The organism is Micromonospora sp. CNZ303, from assembly GCF_004345505.1.
On record NZ_SLVT01000004.1, the window covers coordinates 1 to 25283 of the forward strand.

Below are 25283 nucleotides of genomic sequence, written 5' to 3' on the forward strand. Positions count from 1 at the left end.
ACCCCCCGGATCATCCAAACGACAGGGGCAGGAAGTCATACCGGGCCGGGCGACCGAGGAGTCCCCGGCTGGGGACGATCAAAAAGGTAACGGGGCCGGGCTGCGCGGCGGCGCGGGTTCGTGGGGTGGGTGGGGGCGGGGTTCAGAGGCCCAGGGTGGTGGCCATTTCCGTGCGGAGGGTGGCTACCTCGGCGGTGGCGCGGGCGCGGGCCGCAGCGACGTCGCCGTCCGCCACCGGCTCCACCACCTCCAGGTACGCCTTGAGCTTCGGTTCGGTGCCCGAGGGGCGGATCACCACCCGGGCGGTGCCGGTACGCAGGATCACCACGTCCGCCTCGGGGAGCAGGTCCTGCGCCTCGGTGACCGGCTGCCCGAGCAGCGTCGTCGGGGTGGCGGCCCGGAGCCGGGCCATCGCGTCGGCGATCAGCCGCAGGTCGTCCACCCGTACGGAGAGCTGGTCCGTGTGGTGCACGCCGAACTCGGCGGCCAGCTCGTCCAGCCGGTCGGTCAGGGTGCGCCCCTGCGCCTTGAGCCCGGCGGCCAGCTCCGCCACGGCCAGCGCGGCGGTGATGCCGTCCTTGTCGCGTACGTGCCCGGGGGCGACGCAGTAGCCGAGCGCCTCCTCGTAGCCGAAGACCAGCGGCTCGGTCCCGCCGCCGGCCCGGACGATCCACTTGAACCCGGTCAGCGTCTCGTCGTACGGCAGGCCCCGGGCGGCACACATCGCCCGCAGCAGGGACGACGACACGATCGTGGTGGCGTACAGGCCGGTCACGCCGCGCCGCATGAGGTGGTCGGCCAGCAGCACACCCACCTCGTCGCCGCGCAGCATCCGCCAGCCGGGCGGGTTCCCCTCCGGCTGATCCGGGCCGGCGACCGCTGCCCGCGTGCTCACCGCGGGACCGGTGTCCCGGACGGCCACCGCGCAGCGGTCCGCGTCGGGGTCGTTGGCGATGGCGATGTCCGCGCCCGTCGCCTCGGCCAGCGCGACCAGCCGGTCCACCGCCCCCGGCTCCTCCGGGTTGGGGAAGGAGACGGTCGGGAACGCCGGATCGGGCTCGGCCTGCTCGGGCACCACACCGGGCACGGGGAAGCCCGCGCGGGCGAACGCCGCGGTGAGCACCGCCGCGCCCACCCCGTGCAGCGGCGTGTACGCCACCGCCAGGTCGCGCGAACCGTCCGGGTCGATGACGGCGGCGGCCCGCTCCACGTAGGAGGCCACCAGGTCGTCACCGAGCACCTGACCGGCCGGCCCGAGAGGCACCTCGGCGAGCGGCCCGACCGACCGGATCGCGGCCTCGATGCCGGCGTCGGCCGGGGGCACGATCTGGGCGCCGTCGCCGAGCGCCCCGCCCAGTTCCGCGCCGAGGTAGACCTTGTAGCCGTTGTCCTGCGGCGGGTTGTGGCTGGCGGTCACCATCACCCCGGCGACCGCCCCGAGGTGGCGCACCGCGTACGCGAGCACGGGGGTGGGCAGCGGGCGGGGCAGCAGCAGCGCCGGGCGTCCGACGCCGGTGGCGACCTGGGCGGTCCGCTCGGCGAACTCGCGGGAACCGTGCCGGGCGTCGTACCCGATCACCAGCGGGCCGGAGCCGCCCTGGGCGGCGAGCCAGCCGACCAGCCCGGCGGCGGCCCGGGTGACCACCGCGAGGTTCATCCCGTTGGGGCCGGCACGCAGCGGGCCGCGCAGCCCGGCGGTGCCGAAGGTCAGCGGGCCGGCGAAGCGGTCGGCCAGCTCCGGGGCGCTCGCCGGCAGGCGGTCGAGCACCGCCCGCAACTCCGCCCGGCTGGCCGGGTCGGGATCGTCGTCGAGCCAGCGCCGTGCTTGCTCGCGAATGTCGTCGATGTCAGTGGTTTCCGCCGGCATGTCTCTTGATAGCACGCCGGCGGATCACCACCGCGCTTCCCCCGGGCTCAGCCGGCCTCGGTGAGCTGGAACGACTTCACCATCTCGTCGAAGATCGGCCGGCTGTCGGCGAACTTCGTGTCGGTCGAGGTGAGGTAGAACGAGTAGACCTTGCCCTCGTGGACCACGCCGCGCCACACGCCGTGCCGCTTGGCCTCGCCCTCGCCGCAGGTGTACTCGAACTCGGCCGCCGCCTTGCCGACCCACTGCACCTCGTTCATGGCGAGCTGGGCGTACGGCTTGGCGCAGGACTTGGAGCGGTTTTTCAGGCCGTCCTGGGCGACCTCGGCCCAGCGCATCGAGTTGGTGCGGAAGTCCTCCACCAGGATCCGGACCTTGCGGCCCTCGTCCTCCGGGTCGACGTAGTCCACCCAGTTGCCGGCGCTCTTGATCTCCCAGCCCTGCGGCACCATGACCCGTACGCCCTTGCCGGTGTGCTCCTTCATCTCGGGCACGCCGGCGGCCGGGGCCTGCGAGGTCGGGGCGGCCTGCGGGACGGTCGGCGCCGGGTCGTCGCCGCCGGTGAACAGGACGACCGCCCCGATCAGCAGCAGCGCGGCCAGGCCGCCGGCGGCGGCGAGCTGCACCTTGCGCGGCCAGCCCTTGACGGTGCCGACGAGCTGGTTGCCGACGGCGCCGACCCGGCCGCCGAAGCCGCCGCCCGAGCCGCTCGGGGCGGGCGCGGTGGCGGGGGTCGCCCACGGCTGCCCGGTGCCCGGCACCGACCACTGGCCGCCGCCGTAGGTGCCGCCGAGGTGCTGGGTGGCCTCCGGCGGCGGTGCGCCGAAGACGGGCGCTCCGGCGCCCACCCGCTGGGTGGCCTCGGGCGGGGTGCCGAAGGTGGGCGTGCCCGCCTTCACCCGCTGGGTCGCCTCGGTCGGGCCGCTGAAGCCGACCAGGCCGGCGGCGTTGGTGCGCAGCTGCTGGGTGGCGTCCGACCCGCCGGACGTCATCCGCTGGGTCGCCTCGGCGCCGCCGTAGGTGCGGCCGGCCGGCGTGGAGCCGCTCGGCGCTGGCATCGCGCCGGTGGGGGTGTGCAGCGGCCCGGCCAGGGCGTCGGCGCTGGTGTCGTCCATCGCGGCCGGGCTCGCGGCGAGGGCGGCCTGCGCGGGGCGCTCGCCCCGGCGCAGCGCCGCCAGCCGGTCGGTGAGCGACTCGCCGGGGTTGAGCATCGCCCGGCCGCCGATCTGCCCGCTCGGCTTCGGCTGCTCCGGCGCGGCGGCCGGCGGGGTCGGCACGGGCCGCTGCACCGGGACCACCGAGTAGGGATCGGTCACCGAGTTCACGGCGGCGGCGTTGCTGGTCAGCGGGCCGGCGAGCAGCTCGCGCAGCATGGCCCGGGCGGTGTGCACGTCGAGGCGGCGGGCCGGGTCCTTCTCCAACAGGCCCATCAGCACCCGGGCCAGCGGCCCGCTGCGCTGCGGCGGGGCGGGCGGGTCCTCGACCACGGCGTGCATGGTCTCGATCGGGTCGCCCTTGTCGAACGGGGGGCGCCCCTCGACGGCCGTGTAGAGCGTGACGCCCAGCGAGAAGAGGTCGCTCGGCGGGCCGAACTCCTGGCCCATCGCCCGCTCGGGGGAGATGAAGTGCGGCGAGCCGAGCACCATCCCGGGGGTGGTGAGCTGCACGTCGGTGGGCATCCGGGCCACGCCGAAGTCGGTCAGCACGCAGCGCCCGTCGGCGCAGATCAGCACGTTGGCCGGCTTGACGTCGCGGTGCAGCACGCCGATCGCGTGCGCCACCTCCAGCGCGCCGAGCAGGGCGATGCCGATCTTGGCGACCACCCGCTGCGCGACCGGTCCGTCCTCGATCACCATGTCGGCGAGGCTGCGGGCGTCGAGCAGCTCCATCACGATCCACGGCCGGCCGCCCTCGGTGACCACGTCGTAGACCTGGACGACGGCCGGGTGCTGGATGGCCGCCGCGGCGCGGGCCTCGCGCAGGGTGCGCTCGTACATGGCGTCGCGGTCGCTGGGGGCCAGCCCCGGGGGCAGGACGACCTCCTTGACGGCCACGTCCCGCCGCAGGAGTGTGTCCGTGGCACGCCAGACCGTGCCCATGCCGCCGTTGCCCACCGCCGAACGCAGCGAGTAGCGCTCGCCGATGGTCGTGCCGGGCGTCGCGCGTCCGTTGGGGGAACTGACTGGTCCGCCGCTCCACGTCGGGATCTGAGTCACAGAAAAGCCACCGGGGGAATTCGAGGGGGGCTGGGACACAACCCCCCTATCTTGCTGGTTCCGACGCCCGATGCGAAACCCGACGCGGCGGACGTTTGTCGAACTGGACGGTACGTGTCCGAACGTTCACCTCTCGTCGATGCCCGTCGACGCGTCGCCCCGGTGTGCGGTATCCCTCACCCGCCGACGCCGTCGCGCGTCCTACCATCCGCTAATGAGCGAACCGCGGTCAAGCGAGTCCGGTTTTCCGATCAAGGGCGTCTACACGGCGGCGGACCTTCCGGAGGACCTGGACTCCCGGCTCGGCGGCCCGGGCGAGTTCCCGTACGCGCGCGGGGTCTACCCCACCATGTACACCTCCCGCCCCTGGACCATGCGCCAGTACGCCGGCTTCGGCACCGCCACCGAGTCCAACGCGCGCTACCACCAGTTGTTGCGGGCCGGCACGATGGGTCTCTCCGTGGCCTTCGACCTGCCGACGCAGATGGGCTACGACTCCGACGACCCGATCGCGCACGGCGAGGTGGGCAAGGTCGGGGTGGCCATCGACTCGATCGACGACATGCGGCTGCTCTTCGACGGCATCCCGCTCGACAAGGTCTCGACCTCGATGACGATCAACGCGCCCGGCTCGGTGCTGCTCCTGCTCTACCAGCTCGTGGCCGAGGAGAACGGGGTCGCCGGCTCGGCCCTCAACGGCACGATCCAGAACGACATCCTAAAGGAGTACATCGCCCGCGGGACGTACATCTTCCCGCCGAAGCCCTCGCTGCGGCTGGTCGCCGACACCTTCGGCTACTGCCGCAAGGAGGTGCCGAAGTGGAACACCATCTCCATCTCCGGCTACCACATGGCCGAGGCCGGCGCGTCGCCCGCGCAGGAGATCGCGTTCACCCTGGCCAACGGCGTCGAGTACGTCCGGGCCGCGCTGGCGGCCGGCCTGGCCGTGGACGACTTCGCGCCCCGGCTGTCGTTCTTCTTCGTCGCCCGCACCACCCTGCTGGAGGAGGTGGCCAAGTTCCGGGCCGCCCGCCGGATCTGGGCCCGGCTGATGCGCGACGACTTCGGCGCGAAGAACCCGAAGTCGATGATGCTGCGCTTCCACACCCAGACCGCGGGCGTGCAGCTCACCGCCCAGCAGCCGGAGGTCAACCTGGTCCGGGTGGCGGTGCAGGGCCTCGGCGCGGTGCTCGGTGGCACCCAGTCGCTGCACACCAACAGCTTCGACGAGGCGATCGCGCTGCCCACCGAGAAGGCGGCCCGGCTGGCGCTGCGTACCCAGCAGGTGCTGGCGTACGAGACGGACCTGACCGCCACCGTCGACCCGTTCGCCGGCTCGTACGTGGTGGAGGCGATGACCGCCGAGATCGAGGCGGCGGCGACCGAGCTGATGGAGCGGGTGGCCGACCACGGCTCGGCGGTCGACGCCATCGAGGCGGGCTTCCAGAAGCGGGAGATCGAGCAGTCCGCGTACCGGATCGCGCAGGAGATCGACTCCGGCGAGCGGGTGGTGGTGGGCCTCAACCGGTTCACCGTCGACGAGGAGGAGCCGTACGAGCCGCTGCGGGTCGACCCGACGATCGAGGCGGCGCAGGCCGAGCGGCTGGCCCGGCTGCGTGCCGAGCGCGACGCCGGGGCGGTCGAGCGGGGGCTGGCCGAGCTGCGGGCCGCGGCCGAGGGCACGGAGAACGTGCTCTACCCGATGCGGGAGGCGCTGCGGGCCCGCGCCACGGTGGGCGAGGTCTGCGGCACCCTGCGCCAGGTGTGGGGGCTGTACCGCCCGAGCGACCGGTTCTGATCATGTCGGCCGACGGCCGTCCGACCTCCGCCGCGTCGGGGGCGGGCGGGGAGTCGGCGTCCGGTGCGGCGCCGCTTCACCCCTGCGCCGTAACCGGCCGGTGCACGTCCGGGTAACGACCCGCCCACGGCGCGTTCCCGCTGGTCGCGGGCGTGCGGGGTGGAGCGCTACAGTCGGAGCAGACGCTGGCCGCCCATCGGCGGCGCGGGCGCGTGGAGCAGTCCCGGCGACGCCGCCGGAGGGCCGCGCGCGGTGCGGGGCGACGTGGCCGACCGGCCACGGCGTGTGCCGGACGGGTTCGGGGGTAACCCACCGGGTGGACGTGGACGCACACGGTGTGCGGTTGGTCGGTGGCACGGTGTGTGACCGTCTCGGGTGCCCTCGCTCGGGCGATGGTCGGGTAATTGTCGGAGTGTCCGTCGGTGTGACCGACTAATGCGACAATTCGGAAAAGCGGCCCCGGCGATCGGCATCGATTTCGCGACGGTCGGGCCGATTACGCGTTGTAGGAGGTGGGAGGCGGATGACGGCGTTCGACCGCGATCTACCTGCTGTCCCGCAGATCTACGAGCGCTCCGAGCAGGGCATACGTGACGCTGTGCGGTCCGACGGCTACCGGAACGACGTTGCGCAGCGTCACCGTCGGAGGTCTAGGCTGTCTGCTGTTCCTGATGATCCATCCATCTCTAGCGAACGAGAATTCGACGTGACGAGTGCGTTGACGCTGCCCACCGGCAACCAGCTGGCGTCGTCCTGGCCGGAGGCGCCGTCCGGCTCCCAGCCCCTGCCGTTCGAGCTGGACCACCTGCTCGCCCTCCGGGTGCCCGGGCTGATCGCCACCCGTCGCCACCTCCACTCCCACCCGGAACTCTCCGGCGAGGAGTTCGAGACGGCCGCCCTGATCGCCCGGGAGCTCACCCTGGCCGGGCTGAGGCCGCGGCTGCTGCCGAAGGGCAACGGGGTCATCTGCGACATCGACGGCCGCCCCGACGGCCCGGTGGTCGCGCTGCGCGCCGACATCGACGCCCTGCCGCTGACCGACTCGAAGGACGTGCCGTACCGCTCCACGGTGGACGGCGTCTGCCACGCCTGCGGCCACGACGTGCACACCACCGTGATGCTCGGCGTCGGCATGCTGCTGGCCCAGCTCGCCGACCTCGGCGAACTGCCCGGCCGGGTCCGGCTGATCTTCCAGCCCGCCGAGGAGATCCTGCCCTGCGGCTCGCTGGAGGTCATCGAGGCCGGCGGCCTGGACGACGTGGTGCAGATCTTCGCGCTGCACTGCGACCCCAACCTGCCGGTCGGGCAGATCGGCCTGCGGGTCGGCCCGATCACCGCCGCCGCCGACAACGTCACCGTCCGGCTCACCGGTCCGGGCGGGCACACCGCCCGCCCGCACCTGACCGTCGACCTGGTCGACGCGCTGGGCCGCCTGATCACCGAGGTGCCGGCCCTGGTCAGCCGCCGGGTGCCGGCCAACAGCGGGCTGCTGCTGGTCTTCGGCCACGCCTCGGCCGGCACCCGTTACAACGTCATCCCCTCCGAGGCGTGCGCCTCCGGCACCCTGCGGGTGATGGACCGCGACACCTGGGAGCTGGCCCCCAAGATCGTGGGTCAGGTGGTACGCGACGTCGTCGCGCCGACCGGTGCCACCGTCGACCTGGAATACCTGCGGGGCCGCCCGCCCGTGTGCAACGACTCCCGGGCCATCCAGGTCCTGACCGGCGCCACCGTCGCCGCGCTCGGGCCGGAGGGCGTCGCCGAGACCCCGCAGAGCATGGGCGGCGAGGACTTCTCCTGGTACCTGGAGTACGTCCCCGGCGCGCTCGCCCGGCTGGGCGTCGGCCGCTCCGGACCGAACGTGGACCTGCACCGGGCCTCGTTCGACGCGGACGAACGGGCCATCCCGGTCGGCGTTCGACTCATGGTCCAGACCGCGCTGCGGGCACTGGCGGCGGCGCGGTAGGCGGCAGCGGCGCGGCCGGTCCGGTCGGCGTCATCGCCGGAGGGGCCGTACGCCGCCGTCGGCGCAGCACCACCAGCAGCACCGTCACCGGTACGCCGATCGCCAGCAGCCACGGCAGCACCGCACCCAGCACCGTCAGCAGGACGGTCATGGAGGTCAGGAAGACCTTCCAGCCGCCCTTGAGCCCCACCATGAAGCCGACCTCGGTCTCCTCGTCGGCGGTGCTCGCGTCGGGGCCGACCAGCGACACGGTGATCGTCGACAGGCTGGTCAGGTCCGCCAGCCGCTCCTTCTTCGCCTCCAGCGACGCCAGGTCGGCCTCCCGCCGGGACAGCTCGTTCTCCAGCGACACGAGGTCGCTGATCGAGGTCGCCTTCGCCAGCAGCTTGCGGGCGCTCTCCACCCGGGCGCGCTGGGTGATGATCCGCGCGTCCAGGTCGACCATCTGCTCGGTGACGTCCTCCGTGCGGATCTCCCGCCGCTGCTGCCGGCCGAGCTTCGCCAGCTCGTCGACGACACCGTGGAACTTCGCCGCCGGCACCCGCAGCTCCAGCTCGGCCCGCGCGTCCGCGTCGGCGCTGCGCCGCTGGTCGCCGGCGATGAAACCGCCGGCCGCCGTGACCGTGGCGATCGCGCTCCGCGCCGCCTCGTCCACATCGTCCACCTGCACGCGCATCGTGCCCGTGTAGATGATGGAGCGCTGGTCGACCCGCAGGTCCGGTGCGCCGGCGCCGCTGCCCTGCTCGGCCTTGCCGCCGCCCCGCTCCGCCGCGCCGCCCGCCGGGTCCGCCGCGCCACCGGCCTGGTCCGCCGCGCCGCCGGCCCGGTCCCGCTCCGCCGGGGCCGCCGCCGGCCCGCTGTCGGCGTTGTCCCGCGCGTCACTGCCGCAACCCGCGAGCGCGAGCAGCGCCACCATCGCGGCGGCCGTCAGCCGTACGCCTCGACGTCGCCGATCCCGTCCGTCCATCCCGCCTCCATCGTCCTCGCCCCCGTGCGGGGCGATACGTCAGACGTGACGCGTCCCCACGTCGGTTCCGGCAGACTGCGCTCAGGACATCACGATTCGATAATCTTGGAGTCACGATGCAGCTCACCAAGTACGCCCACTCCTGCCTGCGGGTGGAACACGACGGGGGAGTGCTGGTCATCGACCCGGGCGTGTTCAGCGATCCCGCTGCGCTCGACGGGGCCGACGCGGTGCTGATCACCCACGAGCATCCCGACCACCTCGACGTCGAGGCGGTCACCCGGCAGCTCGACCGACGGCGCTTCGTCATCCACGGGCCGGCGTCGCTGGCCGGCACCCTGGGCGACGCCGCCGAGGCGCTCGACGCGGTCCGGCCCGGACAGTCGTTCACGGCCGCCGGCGTGCCGGTACGCGCCCACGGCGGCCGGCACGCCGTGATCCACCCCGACATTCCGGTGATCGACAACCTGGCGTACCTGCTGAACGACGCGGTGTACCACCCCGGGGACAGCCTGGTCGTTCCCGAGGACGCGCAGGTCGACACGCTCTTCCTGCCGATCCACGCGCCGTGGACGAAGTTCTCCGAGTCGCTGGACTTCCTCCGGGCGGTCGCCCCGCGCCGGGCGTACGCGCTGCACGACGGGCTGCTCAACGACAACGGGCTGAACGTGCTCAACGGCAACTTCACCCGGCTGTCCGACGTGGAGTACCGCCGGCTCGAACCGGGCACCCGGATCGACGCCTGACGGCGATGCCCGGCCCGCCCCGAGAGCTGGTGCACCGGCTCTACACCACCCCGCCGGACCGGTTCGTCGCGATCCGCGACGAGGCCGTCGCCGAGGCACGCCGCGCCGGCGACCCGAAGGCCGCCCGGGAGATCGCCCGGCTGCGCCGGCCCACCGTGGCGGCCTGGCTGGTCAACCTGCTCGCCATCCGCCGCCCCGAGCTGGTCGCCGACCTGGCCCAGCTCGCCGAGGCCCTGCGCACCGCCCAACGCGAGCTGCGCGGGCCCCGGCTGCGGGAACTCTCCACCCAGCGGCGGGCGGTGGTCGGCGCGCTCGTCGCCGAGGTACGCAAGCTGGCGGCCGGGGTGGAGGAGGCCCCGCCGGCCGGGAAGCTGCCGCTGGCCGAGGTGGAGACCACCCTCAACGCCGCGCTCGCCGACACCGACGTCGCCGAACAGGTCCGCTCCGGCCGGCTGCTGAAAGCCGCCACGTACGCCGGCTTCGGCGAGGTGCCCCGCCCCCAGCTGCGGCTGGTGACCGGCGGGGAGGAGCCGGAGCCGGAGCCGGCGCCCCGGCCCGAGCCGACCGGGAAGCAGCGGGGCGGCGTCGACCGGGCCGCGCTCCGCGCCGAGCAGGCGGAACGGGCCGCCCGGGCGGAGCGGACGCGCCGTCGGCGGGCGCTGGAGAAGGAGCTGGCCAGGGCGCGTACCGACCAGGAACGCGCCGAGGCGGAGCTGGCCGGCGCGACGGCGGCCGAGCGCGACGGCGTCAGCGCCCTGGACGCGATCGAGGCGGAACTGGCCGAGCTGGAGCGGCGCCGGGCCGTCGCCGAGCAGGACCTGAGCCGGGCGAGGCTGGCGCGGCGCGGGGCGGAACGCACGGTGACGGCCGCGCGCCGCCGCGCCGGCGAGGTCGAGGCGGCGGTGGAGGCCCTCGACGCCGAAGAGGGGGATGCCGAGTCGGGCGGCGGCGCGGCAGACTGACCCCTGTGGACGGACGGGGAGCGGGCGGATGACGCCGGAACAGGTCGCCGCGGCCAGCAAGCCGATCGTGCTGGACCTCGGTGACGTCTTCACCCGCTGCCCGACCACCCTGCGTCGGGCCCGGCTGCTCGGCATCCCCGGCTGGGCGTTCTATGTCACCGGGCGGGCTGGCGCCCTCGGGGACGTGCGCGCCGAGACGGTCGCCGCCGCCCTCGGCTTCCTGGCCCCCGAAGCCGTCGCCGACGGTTGGGACGCGGCCCGCCGGGTCGTCCCGCCGGTCGAGGTGGCCGCCGCCACCATGGTCGAGTGCTGCCGGTGGGGCGAGGAGCGGCTCGACGCCCTCGCCGGGGTGAGCCGGCTCGCCGCCCTGCTCAGCCGCGCGGTCGACGCCGCGGACGCCAGCGGCATGCCGCTCTTCGCGGCCTGGCGCGCCATGCCGGTGCCGGTCCGGACGGCCGGCGCCCGGGCGGCCGTCGGCCTGCGCCTGCTCCGGGAGCACTTCGCCGGGGCCCACCTGATCGCGGTCCGGGCCAGCGGGATGACCCCGCTGGAGGCCGTGCTCGCCGGGCCGGACGGGGAGGCGGGCGCGGTCGCCTGCGGCTGGCCGCCGCCGTACCCGCCGGTCGGGCCGTTGGTGCGCAGGCGGCTCTGGGCCGAGGCGGTGACCGACCGGCTGGCCTCGCCGGCCTTCGCGGCGCTCGGCCCGGCCGACGGCACCGAACTGGTGGAGCTGCTCACCGCGACCCGGGCCCACCTGACCGACCCGGGCTGAGCCGCCGCGCCGGACCCCGGCCCGCGCGGGAACGGGGCCCGCGCCGGACCCCGGCCGCCGGGGCGGGCCGGAAAATCGGCGGCGACCCGCCGGCCCGCCTGTCAGGATCGCCCCCGTGACTCTTCCCGCCGGCTGGCACGCCCGCCGACCCACCCTGGACGACGTACCGGCGATCCTGGCGGTGGTGCACGCCGCCGACACCTTCGCCATCGGCTACCCGGACTTCGACGCCGACGACGTGCGCGACGCGCTCACCGCGCCGAACGTCGACCCGGAGCGGGACTCCTGGGTGGTGACGGATCCGGAGGGCGCGCTGGTGGCCTGGGCGATCCTGCAGAACGAAACCGGGGCGGGGCGGGAGTTCGTCGACGTGTTCGTCGACCCGGACCGGGGCGCGGAGGTGCGGGGGCCGCTGCTGGCCCGGCAGCTGGACCGGGTGGCCGCGCGGGCCGCCGAGCGCGGCCTGCCGGACCTGACCGTGCGCTGCCCCGCCTGCGAGCCCGAGCGCCGGTGGGCGGCCGAGCTGACCGGGGCGGGGTTCGACTTCGTCAAGCGGTACCAGCTCATGCGCCGGTCGCTGGTCGGGTTGCCCGGCGAGCCGCCGCCACCGCCGCCCGGGGTGACGGTCCGGCCGGTGCGTCCGGGCGACGAGGCGGAGCTGCGCGACTTCCACCGGATCTTCGACACCGCCTTCCGCGACACCCCCGACTACGAGCCGTCCGGCTACGACCGGTGGCGGGCCCTCATCAAACCCGGGACGGCCTGGGACGAGTGGTTCGTCGCCGAGGTGGACGGGCAGCCCGCCGGCGTACTCCGGTCGTCCGACCAGGCGCTCGACCGGAACGAGGGATGGGTCAGGAACCTCGCGGTGCTGCCCGGTCACCGGCGTCGCGGGGTGGGCGCGGCACTGCTGAACCACGCGTTCGCCCGGTACGCGCAGAAGGGTCGGGAGTCCGTCGGCCTCGGGGTCGACCTGGCCAACCCGACCGCACCGCTCTCGCTCTACCGGTCGGTGGGGCTGCGCGAGGTGCGCTGGGTCGACATGTACGAGCTGGTCGTGCCGGCCGCCGGTGTGTGATTGACGACGCCGGGCGGGGCCGGATGGGGGCCCCGCCCGACGCCGGAGCAGACTGGGGGCCGTGGGATACGCGCGGGGCCGACCGTACGGGCTAGGCCGACGCGGTGCCGGTGGGGCGGGACCGCAGCTCGGTGACGTAGTCGTCCGGCGCGCCCGCCTTCTCGGCGGCGTTCGCGATCTCCGAGAGGTACCACGCCGTGGGCAGCCCGCCCTCGTACCCGTCGAAGACGTAGATCCACGCGGTCACGTCGCCGTCGAGGGTGGAGATCCGCACGTGCAGCTTGCGGTACGTGCCGGCGGTCACCCCCTCCAGCTCGTCGAGCTGGGCGGCGTCGTAGGGGTGGATGTCGTAGATCGCCACGAAGACCCGGTCGCCGGGCGACTCGACGACCGTGCTGACCGCACCCTCCCAGCCGATGACGTCCTCGCCCGCGAAGGTGAGCCGCCAGCCTTCCAGCCAGCCGGTGCCCACCATCGGCGAATGCGGACAGTAGGCGCGCATGCGGGCGGGGTCGAGGTTAGAGCCGTAGGCGGCGTGATGACGCACGGCGATGACGATAGCCCGCCCGCCGGGTGGGGGAGAATACGACTGAGCGTGTCGGACGCGTTCGGGAGAAGAAAGTCACTGTGAGCACTGGTCGGGGGCGGGCACGGTGAGCGCGAGGAGTGCGGCGGAGCGGAGCCCCGCAGCCGCGGACGAAAGGATGGCCCTGTGAGCCGGATCGTGATCATCGGCGGTGGACCGGCCGGCTACGAGGCGGCCCTGGTCGCCGCGCAGCTGGACGCTGATGTCACCGTCGTGGAGGCCGAGGGCGCCGGCGGGGCCTGCGTGCTGTCCGACTGCGTACCGTCGAAGACCTTCATCGCCAGCTCGGAGGTGGTGACCGGCTACCGGGACACCGAGGAGTTCGGGGTGGACTCCGACGGCCTGGAGGCGGTCACGGTCGACGCCGGCGCGGTGCACGAGCGGGTCAAGCGCCTCGCGCTCGCCCAGTCCGCCGACATCCACGCCAAGCTGGTCAAGGCCGGGGTGACCTTCGTGTCGGGCACCGCCCGGCTCGGCGAGGACACTCTCGGGCACACCCACCGGGTGCTCGTCACCCCGACCGACGGCGGCGGCGAGCAGTCCATCGCCGCGTCGACCGTGCTGGTCGCCACCGGCGCCACCCCGCGCCAGCTGCCCACCGCCGTACCGGACGGCGAGCGCATCCTGACCTGGCGCCAGGTGTACGACCTGCCGGAGCTGCCCGAGCACCTGATCGTGGTCGGCTCCGGCGTCACCGGCGCGGAGTTCGCCAGCGCCTACCTGGCGATGGGCGTGCCGGTGACGCTGGTGTCGAGCCGCGACCGGGTGATGCCGCACGAGGACGCCGACGCGGCCATGGCCATCGAGCGGGTCTTCCGCACCCGAGGCATGAGCATCCTCAACAACTCCCGGGCCGACGCGGTCCGGCGTACCGCCGACGGGGTGGAGGTCGAGCTCTCCGACGGCCGGAAGGTGGCCGGCTCCCACGCGCTGATCGCGGTCGGCTCCATCCCCAACACCGCCGACCTGGGCCTGGCCGAGTACGGCGTCGCGCTGGCCCGGGGCGGCTACGTCACCGTCGACCGGGTCTCCCGGACCAACGTGCCCGGCATCTACGCGGCCGGCGACTGCACCGGGGTGCTGCCGCTGGCCAGCGTCGCCGCCATGCAGGGCCGGATCGCGATGTGGCACGCGCTCGGCGAGGCGGTCCGGCCGCTGCGGCTGCGTACCGTCGCGGCGAACGTGTTCACCGACCCGGAGCTGGCCACCGTGGGCGTCTCGCAGGACGAGGTCGACTCGGGCAAGGTGCCGGCCCGGCAGGTCATGCTGCCGCTGGACGGCAACGCCCGCGCCAAGATGGACGGCCTCGCCGACGGCTTCGTCAAGCTCTTCTGCCGCCCGGCCAGCGGGCAGGTGATCGGCGGCGTGGTGGTGGCGCCGAAGGCGAGCGAGCTGATCCTGCCGATCACCATGGCGGTGGAAAACAACCTCACGGTCAACGAGCTGGCCCAGACGATCACGATCTACCCGAGCCTGTCCGGCTCCATCACCGAGGCCGCCCGCCAGCTCATGCTGCACGAGCTGGAGTGACCCGCCGGAGCAGGCTGACCGCGACGACGACGAGCACGGCGACCTCGGTGAGGATCAGCAGGCGCTCGACCAGGCCGAGCAGCAGCCGGTCGCCGGGGTAGGCGGACCAGACCATCGCCGCCGCCAGGACCACGCTGGCCGTGGCGAGACCGCGTACCCGACGGCCCGCGGCTGCCGGCAGGCGTCGGGCGAGCAGCCAACCGGCGGCCGGCAGCGCCAGGAAGGCGACCACCGAGGCGTACCGGTGGACGTAGGCGGCGGTGTCCATGGGCAGGCCGGGATCGTTCGTCGGCACCACCGCGGCCAGCAGCAGCCCGCCGACCCAGGCGCCCAGGAGCGCCTCGGCCGCCCGCCCCGCTCCGGCACCGGGCGGCCGGTGGCCGCGCCACAGGGCGGGCAGGAGCACGGCGGTGGCCGCCGCGAGCACCAGCATGGCGGCGTCGATGACGCCGCCCCGGTCGGAGACGGCGTAGTCGCTGACGGTCAGCGTCCACGGGTCCAGGTTCTCGCTCACCTCGACGTGGCCGATCACGGCGAGCAGCGTCGCCAGGGCGATCCCGCCGAGGGCCAGCAGTCCACTGTTCCGGGTTCCGCGCATGGCTCAGCCTGTCCCGCGAGGGACCCCAGACGGATCCGGGCCGCCCACCGAGACCGGTCCCCGGGACCACCCCTAGGCGGCGCCGGGGCGGCCGGTCACTCCGCCCCGGGCGCGTCCCGCCTCGTCGCGACGACGACCGGCACCGCGACCGACTCGGCCGCCCGCCGGGCCCCGACGGCGGTCATGGCCCAGCCCGCCGCCGCGAAGCCGGCCGCCGCGACCCCCGCGATCAGCGCCAGCCGCCACGCGGACTCGGTGAGCGCCGTCCCGCCGAGGTGCCCGACCAGCCCGCCGTACGTCGCCCAGGCCAGCGCCGCCAGGCCCTCGTAGAGCAGGAAGAGGCGGTACGGGTACCGGCTGCGGCCGGCCGAGAAACAGGCGGCCATCCGTCCGCCGGGCACGAAGCGGCAGAGCAGGATCACGAGCGGCCCGGGTCGGCGCAGCCCCTGGGTGACCCGACTGGCGACGCGCCGGGCCCGGCCCCGTTGGGCGTCGCGCGGCGCCCGGCGGTCCGGCGCGCCCCGCCCGAGCAGGTAGCAGGCCAGGTCCCCGACGAAGACGCCGAGCGCGCCGACGGCGATGGTCACCGGCAGGTTCAGCCCGCCGTAGACGGTGAGCGCGCCGCCGGTGATCATCACGACCTGGGTGGGGATCACGGGGACGAAGGCGTCGGCGACCAGCAGCGCGAGCAGTGCGAGGTACGCCCAGGCCGGCGTTGCGACCTCAGTGAGTAGTTCGGGCACGACTGCCACCTCGCCGGACGGGGCCGATTGCGGGTACCGAGCCTGACGGGTCGTCCGGCGTCACGGGGCGGGACCCTGGCGCGTGGTGACCACCGACACGGCAGGGCCACCGGACACAACGAGCGGAGACCGCCGCGGGTGACGGATGGGCGCGGCGCCGAGGGTCGGCGGACCGGGGCGCCCCGGCGTACCGTTGTCGGGGCGCGGCCCCACGACCGTCGGGTCCCCCGTTCCTGACGGTGCGGCCGCCGCGGGCCGTCGGCAGGTCCCGTGCCGGCGGCCCGCCCCTGTGCCCGTCCGCGCTCCCGCCCCCGTGCCGGACCGCCCGGAAAAACCGGCTGCGGTCCCCGCGCGCAGGGCCGTACCGTCGCGGCATGCGCAGTGCGGTATCCACCACGACGCCGGGAGACCCCGGCGCGCCGCACTGACCTGACCGTCGACGAGGCCCCGGGGCGATCCGCCCCGGGGCCTCGCGGCGTCCGGTGACCGGGTCGCCTCCGGGTCGTACCCGATCAAGGAGCGCGACATGATCGACCACCGCAGGCTCGGCCGGGAGCTGGAGCTGTTCGGCTCCGACCCGCTGGCCGGCGCCGGACTGCCGCTCTGGCTGCCGGCCGGGGCCGCCGCCCGGCACGCCGTCGAGGAGTACGTCCGCGAGCTGGAACGCCGGGCCGGCTACCGGCACGTCGTCACCCCGCCGCTGGGCAGGCGGGAGCTCTTCGAACTCTCCGGCCACCTCGGCTACTTCGCCGACGACATGTTCCCGCCGATGGCGCTCGGCGCCGACGACGAGTTCGTGCTGCGGCCGGCGCTCTGCCCGCACCACGCCCTGGTGTTCCGGGCCCGGGGCCGCTCCTACCGGGAGCTGCCGCTGCGGATCGCCGAGCTGGGCGGCATGTACCGCGCCGAGCGCTCGGGGGTGCTCGGCGGGCTGTCCCGGGTGCGGGCCATCTCGCTCAACGACGCGCACAACTTCTGCGCCCTGGAGCAGGTGGGCGAGGAGGTCGTCGAGATCCTCCGGCTGATCCGCGAGGCGCACGCCGCGCTCGGCGTACGGCCGGCGGGGTTCCGGCTGTCGCTGCGCGGGCCGGGGGAGAAGTACGTCGGGGACGACGCCCAGTGGGCGCGGGCGGAGGAACTGCTGCGCGCCGCGCTCGACGGGGTGGAGTTCACCGAGGCCCCGGGGGAGGCCGCGTTCTACGGCCCGAAGATCGACATCCAGGTGCGCGACGTCGCCGGTCGGGAGTTCACCCTCTCCACCGTCCAGCTCGACTTCGACAAGCCGGAGCGGTTCGACCTGTCGTACACCGACGCGTCCGGGGCGCGGCGTCGACCGGTGATGGTGCACCGCAGCCTCGTGGGCAGCATGGAGCGGCTCTTCGCATACCTGATCGAGGTGCACGAGGGCGCCTTCCCCGCCTGGTACGCCCCGGTGCAGCTGGTGGTGCTGCCCGTCGGCGACGACCAGGCCGGTGCGGCGGCCCGGTTCGCCCGCGACGCGCTGGCCGCCGGGCTGCGCGTCGAGGTCGACGGGGCCGGTTCGCTGGGCTCCCGCATCCGCGACGCGGCCCGCGCCCGGGTCCCGTACGCCGCCGTCGTCGGCCCCCGCGAGGCGGCCGGGGGCGCGGTCTCCCTGCGGTTGCGCGGCGGCCGGGCCCTGGACCCGATGCCCGCCGCCGACGCCCTCGGGCTGATCGGCGCGGTGGTGGCCGGGCGCGGCCCGGCCCTGCTGCCGACCCGCTGAGCCCCCGCCCGGCCCCGACCTCGTCGCCCGTCCGCCCGTCGCCGCCGGCGGTCCCCCCGTCACCGGGACGACCCTTCGAGCGGCGCGGGCTCGGGGCCGGCCTGGAGGTCGAGGCCGGGCTGGAGGTCCGGGTCGGGTTCGGGCTGGAGGGCGGCGGTGAACTGCGACCGGTACAGGCGGTGGTACGCGCCCCGCGCGGCGAGCAGTTCCTCGTGCGTGCCCTGCTCCACGATCCGGCCGTCCTCCATCATCAGGATCAGGTCGGCGTCGCGGATGGTGGAGAGCCGGTGCGCGATGACGAAGCTCGTCCGGTCCGACCGCAGCGCGGCCATCGCCCGCTGGAGCAGCACCTCGGTGCGGGTGTCCACCGAGCTGGTCGCCTCGTCCAGGATCAGCAGCGACGGCTCGGCGAGGAAGGCCCGGGCGATCGTGATGAGCTGCTTCTCGCCGGCGCTGACGTTGCTGCCCTCCTCGTCGATGACCGTGTCGTAGCCGTCGGGCAGGCTGCGCACGAACCGGTCCACGAACGTGGCCCGGGCCGCGGCCAGGATCTCCTCCTCGCTCGCCCCGGGGCGGCCGTACGCGATGTTGTCGCGGATGGTGCCCCCGAAGAGCCAGGTCTCCTGGAGCACCATGCCGATCCGGCCGCGCAGGTCGTCGCGGCGCATCGTGGTCACGTCCACCCCGTCGAGGGTGATCCGGCCGGCGTCCAGCTCGTAGAAGCGCATGACCAGGTTGACCAGCGTGGTCTTGCCGGCCCCGGTCGGCCCGACGATGGCGACCGTGTGGCCGGGCTCGGCGACCAGGGAGAGGTCCTCGATCAGCGGCTTGTCGGGGGCGTACCGGAAGGAGACGTTCGCGAACTCGACCCGGCCGTGCGGGTCGCGTACGCGGGCCGGCTCGGCCGGGTCGGGGCTCTGCTCCTCGGCGTCGAGCACGGCGAAGACCCGCTCGGCGGAGGCCACCCCGGACTGGAGCAGGTTCGCCATCGAGGCGACCTGGGTGAGCGGCTGGGTGAACTGCCGCGAGTACTGGATGAACGCCTGCACGTCGCCGAGGCTCATCGACCCCGACGCCACCCGCAGGCCACCGACCACGGCGATCGCCACGTAGCTGAGGTTCCCGACGAACATCATCGCCGGCATGATGATCCCGCTGATGAACTGGGCGCCGAAGCTCGCCCGGAACAGCTCGTCGTTCTTGGCGGTGAAGGCGGCCTCCACCTCGCGCTGCCGGCCGAAGACCTTGACCAGTTCGTGGCCGGTGAACGCCTCCTCGATCTGGCCGTTCAGCTCGCCGGTGTGCGCCCACTGGGCGATGAACTGCCGCTGCGACCGCTTGGCGATGGCGGTGGTGACGACCACCGAGACCGGGACCGCGACCAGGGCCACCAGGGCCAGCAGCGGCGAGATCCAGAACATCATGGCGAGCACGCCGACGACGGTGAGCAGCGAGGTGAGCAGCTGGCTCAGCGTCTGCTGGAGGCTCGTCGAGATGTTGTCGATGTCGTTGGTGACCCGGCTGAGCAGCTCGCCCCGGGGCTGCCGGTCGAAGTAGGGCAGCGGCAGCCGGTTCAGCTTCTCCTCCACCTCGGCGCGCAGCCGCAGCACGGTGCGCTGCACCACCCCGTTGAGCAGCCAGCCCTGCCACCACATCAGCAGGCTGGCCACCAGGTAGAGCCCGAGTGCCAGCAGCAGCACCCGCGCCAGCGCGGTGAAGTCGATGCCCACGCCGGGCACCACGTCCATCCGGGCCAGCATGTCGGCGAAGTTGTCGTTGCCGGCCGCCCGCGCGGCGGCCACCGCCTGGTCGGCGGTGGTGCCCGCCGGCAGCTGCCGGCCGATCACCCCCGTGAAGATCAGGTCGGTGGCCCAGCCGAGCACCTTCGGCCCGACCACGCTGAGCCCGACGCTGAGCACGGCCAGCGCGATCACCGCGATGAGCTGGAGGCGCTGCGGGCGCAGCCGGCCCAGCAGCCGCCGGGCCGAGGGCCCGAAGTTCATCGACCGCTCGGCGGGCATCCCGACGCCCGCGTGCGGACCGCCGCGCTGCCCGCCGGGCGGCAGCCGCTTCGGCGTCGCGGCGTCTGCGGCCGGCTTCTGCTGCGGTACGGCGCTCGCGCCCGCGCCGCTGTGCCTGACGGTCGGCTCGCTCCGCTCGCTCACGCGACCACCTCCGTGGTGTTCTGCGACGCCACGATCTCGGCGTACGTCGGGCAGGTGAGTAGTAGCTCGTCGTGCCGGCCGATCCCGACCACGCCCCCGTTCTCGAGCACGACGATCTGGTCGGCGCCGACGATGGTGGAGACCCGCTGCGCCACGATCACCACGGCGGCGTCGGCGGTGACGGGGCGCAGCGCCGCCCGCAGCCGCGCGTCCGTGCCGAGGTCGAGTGCGGAGAACGAGTCGTCGAAGAGGTAGATCTCCGGCCGCCGGACCAGGGCGCGCGCGATGGCCAGCCGCTGCCGTTGCCCGCCCGAGACGTTCGTGCCGCCCTGCGCGATCGGCGCCGCCAGCCCCTCGGGCATCGCCTCGACGAAGTCCCGGGCCTGGGCGATCTCCAGCGCCTCCCAGAGTTCCGCGTCGGTCGCGTCCGGGTTGCCGTAGCGCAGGTTGCTCGCCACCGTCCCGGTGAACAGGTACGGCCGCTGCGGCACCAGCCCGATGCGGCGCCACAGCTCGTCCGGCGCCAGCTCCCGCACGTCGACGCCGTCGACCAGCACCGCGCCGGCGGTCGCGTCGACCAGTCGGGGCACGAGCGACAGCAGGGTGGTCTTGCCCGCGCCGGTGCTGCCGATGACCGCCGTCGTCGTCCCCGGCGTCACCCGGAACGACACGTTGCGCAGCACCGGCTCGGCTGCCCCCGGGTACTGGAACGCGACGTCGCGCAGTTCCAGCTCGCCGTGGCTCGTCACCTCGGTCACGGGGCGGGCGGCGGGCACCACGGAGGAGTCGGTGTCGAGCACCTCGACGATCCGTTCGGCGCAGACCGCCGCCCGCGGCACCATCATCAGCATGAAGGTGGCCATCATGACGGCCATCAGGATCTGCATCAGGTACTGGAGGAAGGCGGTGAGGGCGCCGACCTGGATCGCCCCGGCGTCCACCCGCTCGGCGCCGAACCAGAGCACCGCGACGCTGGAGACGTTGAGCACCAGCATCACCACCGGGAAGATCAACGCCATCAGTCGGCCGATCCGCAGGGCGGTCGCGGTGAGGTCGGCGTTCGCCGTGGCGAAGCGGTCCGTCTCGTACGGCTCCCGGACGAACGCCCGCACCACCCGGATGCCGGTGATCTGCTCGCGCAGCACCCGGTTGACCGTGTCGATGCGGGTCTGCATGAGCCGGAAACCCGGCACCATCCGCCGGATGATCAGCCACAGGGCGACGGCCAGCACGGGCACGCTGACGAGCATCAGCCAGGAGAGCCCGACGTCCTCGCGCAGCGCCATCACCACGCCGCCGACGCTCATGATGGGCACGGCGACGAGCATCGTGCAGCTCATCAGCACGAGCATCTGCACCTGCTGCACGTCGTTGGTGTTGCGGGTGATCAGCGAGGGCGCGCCGAACCGGGCGACCTCGCGGGCGGAGAAGCGGTTGACGTGCTCGAAGATCGACGACCGGACGTCCCGGCCGAAGGCCATCGCCGTGCGCGCGCCAAGGTAGACGGCCGCGACCGAGCAGACGATCTGGATCAGGCTGACCGCGAGCATCCAGCCGCCGGTGCGCATGATGTAGCCGGTGTCGCCCCGGGCCACGCCCAGGTCGATGATGTCGGCGTTGAGGCTGGGCAGGTAGAGCGACGCCATGGTGCCGACGAACTGGAGCAGCACCACGGCGGCCAGCGGCCGGTGGTACGGGCGAAGGTGCGTACGCAGCAGCCGGGTCAGCATGCCGGGCTCCCTTCCGGGCTGCCGTGGTCGCCGTTGCCGATGACCTCGAGGAGGAACTCGCGGATCACCGCCGCCTTCGCCGGGTCTGCGTCGACCGAGGTCAGCGGCTGTCCGGAGCGGATCATGGCGGTCAGCGCGTCGATCCGGGCGCGGCCGGCCGGGGTGATCGCGATCTTGACGCTGCGCCGGTCGGCCTCGTCGCGCTGCCGCTCGACGAGGCCGTCGCGTTCGAGGGTATCGACGATGCCGGTCAGGGTGGCCGGCCGGACGAAACAGTGCTCGGCGACCGCGCGGTGCGCCAGTTCGCCGTGCTCGGCGAGGGTCATCAGAGCGACCATCCCGGCCTGGGTGAGGCCGTGCGCCTCGGCCAGGTAACGGTTCCACCGCTGTCCGGTGACGTGCCCGGCGACCACGAGCAGCCGCGCTATCGGCACGTCCCGTAGCGTCATCAGTTCCATGGACGGCAGATTAGCGCCCTGAACGTCAGGCCCCAAACGAAATGGCGAGGGCCACTCCGACGAAGAGGATCTGCTCCGCCGTACGCGGGCCGAGGGGGGTCGCCGGGCGGCCGGCCAGGGTCAGCCCGCGCCGCACCGCCGAGACGTTCGCCGGGAACATGACCAGCATCAGCAGGGCCAGCCCGGCCGCGGTCCAGCGGGCGGTCGCCGGCACCAGCAGCCCGACCGCGCCCACCAGCTCCAGCACGCCGGTGACGGTGACCAGCAGGTCGGGCCGGGGCAGGCGCGGCGGCACCATCGCGATCATGTCGGCCCGGTAGGCGGGGGCGAAGTGCGCGACACCGGTCACCACGAACATCAGCGCCAGGCCCACCCGCAGCGCCGGGTGCCAGCCGTCGAGGGCGGCCACGCCGGCCAGCCCGGCCAGCCGGGCGAGCGCGGTGCCGGCCACGAGTGCGATCAACGGAGCCATCGGGTACCTCCTCGGTCGTAACTTGTCGCCGACAAGATTGCCTCCGGAGGTGTCATCTTGTCAATGACAAGATATGATGACGGCATGACCGGAACGCGCGGCTACCACCACGGCGACCTGCGTCGCGCCCTGCTCGCGGCGGCGGTGCAGGTGATCGAGGAGTCGGGCCCGGCGGCGCTGAGCCTGCGCGACCTGGCCCGCCGGGCGGGCGTCTCGCACGCCGCCCCGGCCCACCACTTCGGCGACAAGGCCGGGCTGCTCACCGCCCTCGCCACCGAGGGCTTCCACCTGCTGGCCGAGGCGCTGCACGGCGTCGGCGGCGAACTGCTCGACCGGGGCGTCGCGTACGTCGACTTCGCGGTCGGCCACCGGGCGCACTTCGAGGTGATGTTCCGTCCGGACCTCTACCGGGCCGACGCGAAGGAGCTGGTGGCGGCCCGCCAGCGCGCCGGGGCCGCGCTGCACTCGGGCGTCGCCGGGCTGTCCGAGCGACGCCCGACGGCGGAGGATCCGCAGGGCGACGCGCTCGCGGCCTGGTCCATCGTGCACGGCTTCGCCACGCTCTGGATCTCGGGCGCGCTGCCGCCCCGCGTCGGCGACGACCCCCGGAAGGCGGCCCGCGAGGTGATCCACCGCCTCTTCCCGCAGCCCTGACGGCCGCCACCCCGGGCAGCGTCAGCCGACTGGCGGCGCGGCCCGGGGCGGCGGCTGGGTCACCAGCTGGTGGGCAGCGGCATCCCCTCGGTGTAGCCGGCCGTGCTCTGCACGCCGACCAGGGCCCGCTCGTGGAACTCCGCGAGGTCGCGGGCGCCCGCGTAGGTGAAGGCGCTGCGCACCCCCGCGATGATCTCGTCGATCAGGTCCTCCACGCCCGGGCGGGCCGGGTCCAGGTACATCCGCGCCGAGGAGATGCCCTCCTCGAAGACCGCCTTGCGGGCCCGGTCGTACGCGCTGTCGTCGGCCGTCCGCGCGCTGACCGCCCGCGCCGAGGCCATGCCGAAGCTCTCCTTGTAACGCCGGCCGTCGGCGTCGGTGTAGAGGTCGCCGGGGGACTCGTAGGTGCCGGCGAACCAGGAGCCGATCATCACGTTCGAGGCTCCGGCGGCCAGCGCCAGCGCCACGTCGCGCGGGTGCCGCACGCCGCCGTCGGCCCACACGTGCCGGCCGAGCTGCCGGGCCGCCGCCGCGCAGTCGAGCACGGCGGAGAACTGCGGCCGGCCCACCCCGGTCATCATCCGGGTGGTGCACATCGCGCCCGGCCCGACGCCGACCTTGACGATGTCGGCCCCCGCCCGCACGAGGTCGCGTACGCCCTCGGCGGTCACCACGTTGCCCGCCGCGACCGGGACCGCCGGGTCCAGCGCGCGGACCGCCCGCAGTGCGGTGATCATCCGTTCCTGGTGGCCGTGCGCGGTGTCCACCACCAGCGTGTCCACCCCGGCCTTTAGCAGCGCCGCCGCCTTGCCGGTCACGTCGCCGTTGATGCCCACGGCGGCGGCGATCCGCAGCCGGCCCCGGTCGTCCACCGCCGGCCGGTAGAGGGTCGCCCGCAGCGCGCCCTGCCGGGTCAGCACCCCGACCAGGCGCCCCTCGGCGTCGACCACCGGGGCCAACCGGCGCCGCCCCGCCGAGAGCCGCTCGAAGCCGGTACGCGGGTCCGCGTCCGCCGGCACGGTGTGCAGCTCCGTGGACATCACGTGCCGGAGCTGGGCGAAGCGGTCCACGCTGACCGTGTCGGCCTCGGTCACCACGCCCACCGGCCGGCTCTCCTCGTCGATGACCACCACGGCGCCGTGCGACCGCTTCGGCAGCAGGTGGATCGCGTCGCCGACGGTGTCGGTGGGGCCCAGCGTGATCGCCGTGTCGTGCACCAGGTGCCGCCGCTTGACCCAGGCGACGACGTTCGCCACCACCTCGATGGGGATGTCCTGCGGGATGACGGCGATCGCGCCGCGCCGGGCGACCGTCTCGGCCATCCGGCGGCCGGACACCGCCGTCATGTTCGACACGACCAGCGGGATGGTGGTGCCCGTGCCGTCGGGGGTGGCCAGGTCGACGTCGAGCCGCGAACCCACCTCGGAACGGACGGGCGCCATGAAGACGTCGTTGTAGGTCAGGTCGTGCGCGGGAGCCGCGCCGTGAAGGAACCGCACGTCGCCATCATTCCCGCCCGCCGCCGCCCGCGCCCCCGGTGGTAGCCGAAAACACCCCGACCGGCGGGTGTGCGTCGTCAGTCGAGCAGCAGGGTGGCCGCGACCGCCACCATCACGACGGCCACCGTCCCGTCGATCACCCGCCAGGCCGCCGGGCGGGCCAGCACGGGCGCGAGCCGGTGGGCGGCGGCGCCGAGGACCGTGAACCAGACCACGCTGGCCAGCGCGGCGCCCGCGCCGAAGACCCAGTGGTGCGGGTGCTGGCGGGCCACCCCGCCGAGCAGGAGGACGGTGTCGAGATACACGTGCGGGTTGAGGTAGGTGAACGCGAGGCAGGCCAGCAGCGTCGCCCCGAGCGTGGCCGGCGGCCGGTCGGCGGGGGAGAGCGCGCCGGGACGCAACGCGCGGCGGGCGGCCAGCGCGGCGTACCCGAGCAGGAACGCGGCGCCGAGCCACCGGACGGCGGTGAGGGCGGTGGGGTGCTCCGCCGTCGCGCCCCCCATGCCGGCGATGCCGAGCGCGATGAGCAGCGCGTCGGACGCGGCGCAGACGGCGACGACCGGCAGGACGTGCTCGCGGCGCAGGCCCTGCCGCAGGACGAAGGCGTTCTGCGCGCCGATGGCGGCGATCAGCGCGATGGCGAGGGAGAAGCCGGCGGCGGCGGAGCCGGCCACGGAGCTGCTGAGGATGTCGGGCACGAGCCGAGGCTACGAGCCCCGCGAAATGCAGCCC

General features: G+C 74.3%; 21 protein-coding genes. 9 read left to right on the forward strand and 12 right to left on the reverse strand.

What is annotated here, in order from left to right; all coding sequences use genetic code 11:
- Positions 1-142: 142 nt before the first annotated feature.
- On the reverse strand, positions 143-1867 hold the full coding sequence (locus EV374_RS08360) for a phospho-sugar mutase (protein ID WP_132233273.1): 1725 nt from the start codon (positions 1865-1867) through the stop codon (positions 143-145).
- Positions 1868-1914: 47 nt separating this feature from the next.
- The gene (locus EV374_RS08365; protein ID WP_132233275.1) at positions 1915-4083 is read right to left on the reverse strand and encodes a protein kinase domain-containing protein; all 2169 of its coding nucleotides are present in this window, start codon (positions 4081-4083) and stop codon (positions 1915-1917) included.
- A gap of 214 nt (positions 4084-4297) precedes the next feature.
- Here EV374_RS08365 and EV374_RS08370 point away from each other — a divergent pair, with 214 nt between their 5' ends.
- Both EV374_RS08370 and EV374_RS08375 read left to right on the forward strand, forming a co-directional pair.
- Positions 4298-5881 (forward strand): methylmalonyl-CoA mutase family protein, encoded by a 1584-nt coding sequence (locus tag EV374_RS08370; RefSeq protein WP_132233277.1) that lies wholly within the window; start codon positions 4298-4300, stop codon positions 5879-5881.
- A gap of 706 nt (positions 5882-6587) precedes the next feature.
- On the forward strand, positions 6588-7847 hold the full coding sequence (locus tag EV374_RS08375; protein WP_132233279.1) for an amidohydrolase: 1260 nt from the start codon (positions 6588-6590) through the stop codon (positions 7845-7847).
- Here the strand turns inward: EV374_RS08375 and EV374_RS08380 are convergent.
- Positions 7804-8814 (reverse strand): DUF4349 domain-containing protein, encoded by a 1011-nt coding sequence (locus EV374_RS08380; protein WP_132233281.1) that lies wholly within the window; start codon positions 8812-8814, stop codon positions 7804-7806. The genes EV374_RS08375 and EV374_RS08380 overlap by 44 nt on opposite strands.
- Before the next feature lie 116 nt (positions 8815-8930).
- Here EV374_RS08380 and EV374_RS08385 point away from each other — a divergent pair, with 116 nt between their 5' ends.
- The 4 genes from EV374_RS08385 to EV374_RS08400 all read left to right on the forward strand — a co-directional run bounded on the left by EV374_RS08385 (position 8931) and on the right by EV374_RS08400 (position 12372).
- Positions 8931-9560, forward strand: a complete 630-nt coding sequence (locus EV374_RS08385) for an MBL fold metallo-hydrolase (protein ID WP_132233283.1) — start codon at positions 8931-8933, stop codon at positions 9558-9560.
- Between the two features lie 5 nt (positions 9561-9565).
- Entirely contained in the window at positions 9566-10522 is a 957-nt protein-coding gene (locus tag EV374_RS08390; protein ID WP_132233285.1) for a hypothetical protein, read from the forward strand.
- 28 nt (positions 10523-10550) lie between these two features.
- Positions 10551-11294: an SCO6745 family protein gene (locus EV374_RS08395; RefSeq protein WP_132233287.1), complete on the forward strand. Its 744-nt coding sequence runs from the start codon at positions 10551-10553 to the stop codon at positions 11292-11294.
- Between the two features lie 115 nt (positions 11295-11409).
- The gene (locus tag EV374_RS08400; protein WP_132233289.1) at positions 11410-12372 is read left to right on the forward strand and encodes a GNAT family N-acetyltransferase; all 963 of its coding nucleotides are present in this window, start codon (positions 11410-11412) and stop codon (positions 12370-12372) included.
- A gap of 91 nt (positions 12373-12463) precedes the next feature.
- Here EV374_RS08400 and EV374_RS08405 read toward each other — a convergent pair whose 3' ends face one another.
- Positions 12464-12919 (reverse strand): gamma-glutamylcyclotransferase family protein, encoded by a 456-nt coding sequence (locus EV374_RS08405; RefSeq protein ID WP_132233291.1) that lies wholly within the window; start codon positions 12917-12919, stop codon positions 12464-12466.
- A 165-nt stretch (positions 12920-13084) separates the two neighbouring features.
- On the opposite strand from EV374_RS08405, the gene EV374_RS08410 reads away from it, so the two are divergent.
- The gene (locus EV374_RS08410) at positions 13085-14488 is read left to right on the forward strand and encodes an NAD(P)H-quinone dehydrogenase (RefSeq protein WP_132233293.1); all 1404 of its coding nucleotides are present in this window, start codon (positions 13085-13087) and stop codon (positions 14486-14488) included.
- Here the strand turns inward: EV374_RS08410 and EV374_RS08415 are convergent.
- Both EV374_RS08415 and EV374_RS08420 read right to left on the reverse strand, forming a co-directional pair.
- Positions 14466-15086, reverse strand: a complete 621-nt coding sequence (locus EV374_RS08415) for a DUF998 domain-containing protein (RefSeq protein WP_132233294.1) — start codon at positions 15084-15086, stop codon at positions 14466-14468. The two genes, EV374_RS08410 and EV374_RS08415, sit on opposite strands and share 23 nt — an antisense overlap.
- A gap of 95 nt (positions 15087-15181) precedes the next feature.
- Positions 15182-15829 (reverse strand): DedA family protein, encoded by a 648-nt coding sequence (locus EV374_RS08420; protein ID WP_132233295.1) that lies wholly within the window; start codon positions 15827-15829, stop codon positions 15182-15184.
- Positions 15830-16355: 526 nt separating this feature from the next.
- Between EV374_RS08420 and thrS the strand changes: the two genes are divergently transcribed.
- Positions 16356-17573: a threonine--tRNA ligase gene (gene thrS / locus EV374_RS08425; RefSeq protein ID WP_132233297.1), complete on the forward strand. Its 1218-nt coding sequence runs from the start codon at positions 16356-16358 to the stop codon at positions 17571-17573.
- A gap of 59 nt (positions 17574-17632) precedes the next feature.
- On the opposite strand, the gene EV374_RS08430 is transcribed toward thrS, so the two are convergent.
- From EV374_RS08430 to EV374_RS08445, 4 genes are all read right to left on the reverse strand, one after another.
- Positions 17633-19594, reverse strand: a complete 1962-nt coding sequence (locus EV374_RS08430) for an ABC transporter ATP-binding protein (protein WP_486485675.1) — start codon at positions 19592-19594, stop codon at positions 17633-17635.
- A gap of 140 nt (positions 19595-19734) precedes the next feature.
- Positions 19735-21468 carry an ABC transporter ATP-binding protein gene (locus EV374_RS08435; protein WP_132233298.1) on the reverse strand — a complete coding sequence of 578 codons (1734 nt, stop codon included), beginning with the start codon at positions 21466-21468 and terminating at the stop codon, positions 19735-19737.
- Positions 21462-21926 (reverse strand): MarR family transcriptional regulator, encoded by a 465-nt coding sequence (locus EV374_RS08440; protein WP_132233300.1) that lies wholly within the window; start codon positions 21924-21926, stop codon positions 21462-21464. Before EV374_RS08440 ends, EV374_RS08435 begins: the two co-directional genes overlap by 7 nt.
- A gap of 25 nt (positions 21927-21951) precedes the next feature.
- On the reverse strand, positions 21952-22398 hold the full coding sequence (locus tag EV374_RS08445; protein ID WP_132233302.1) for a DoxX family membrane protein: 447 nt from the start codon (positions 22396-22398) through the stop codon (positions 21952-21954).
- A gap of 84 nt (positions 22399-22482) precedes the next feature.
- On the opposite strand from EV374_RS08445, the gene EV374_RS08450 reads away from it, so the two are divergent.
- Entirely contained in the window at positions 22483-23052 is a 570-nt protein-coding gene (locus EV374_RS08450) for a TetR/AcrR family transcriptional regulator (RefSeq protein WP_132233304.1), read from the forward strand.
- A gap of 59 nt (positions 23053-23111) precedes the next feature.
- Here EV374_RS08450 and EV374_RS08455 read toward each other — a convergent pair whose 3' ends face one another.
- Together EV374_RS08455 and EV374_RS08460 are read right to left on the reverse strand one after the other, a co-directional pair.
- Positions 23112-24551, reverse strand: a complete 1440-nt coding sequence (locus tag EV374_RS08455) for a GuaB1 family IMP dehydrogenase-related protein (RefSeq protein ID WP_132233306.1) — start codon at positions 24549-24551, stop codon at positions 23112-23114.
- Between the two features lie 77 nt (positions 24552-24628).
- Positions 24629-25225, reverse strand: coding sequence for a LysE family transporter (locus EV374_RS08460; RefSeq protein ID WP_132233956.1), 597 nt, complete (start codon positions 25223-25225; stop codon positions 24629-24631).
- Between the last annotated feature and the right edge of the window lie 58 nt (positions 25226-25283).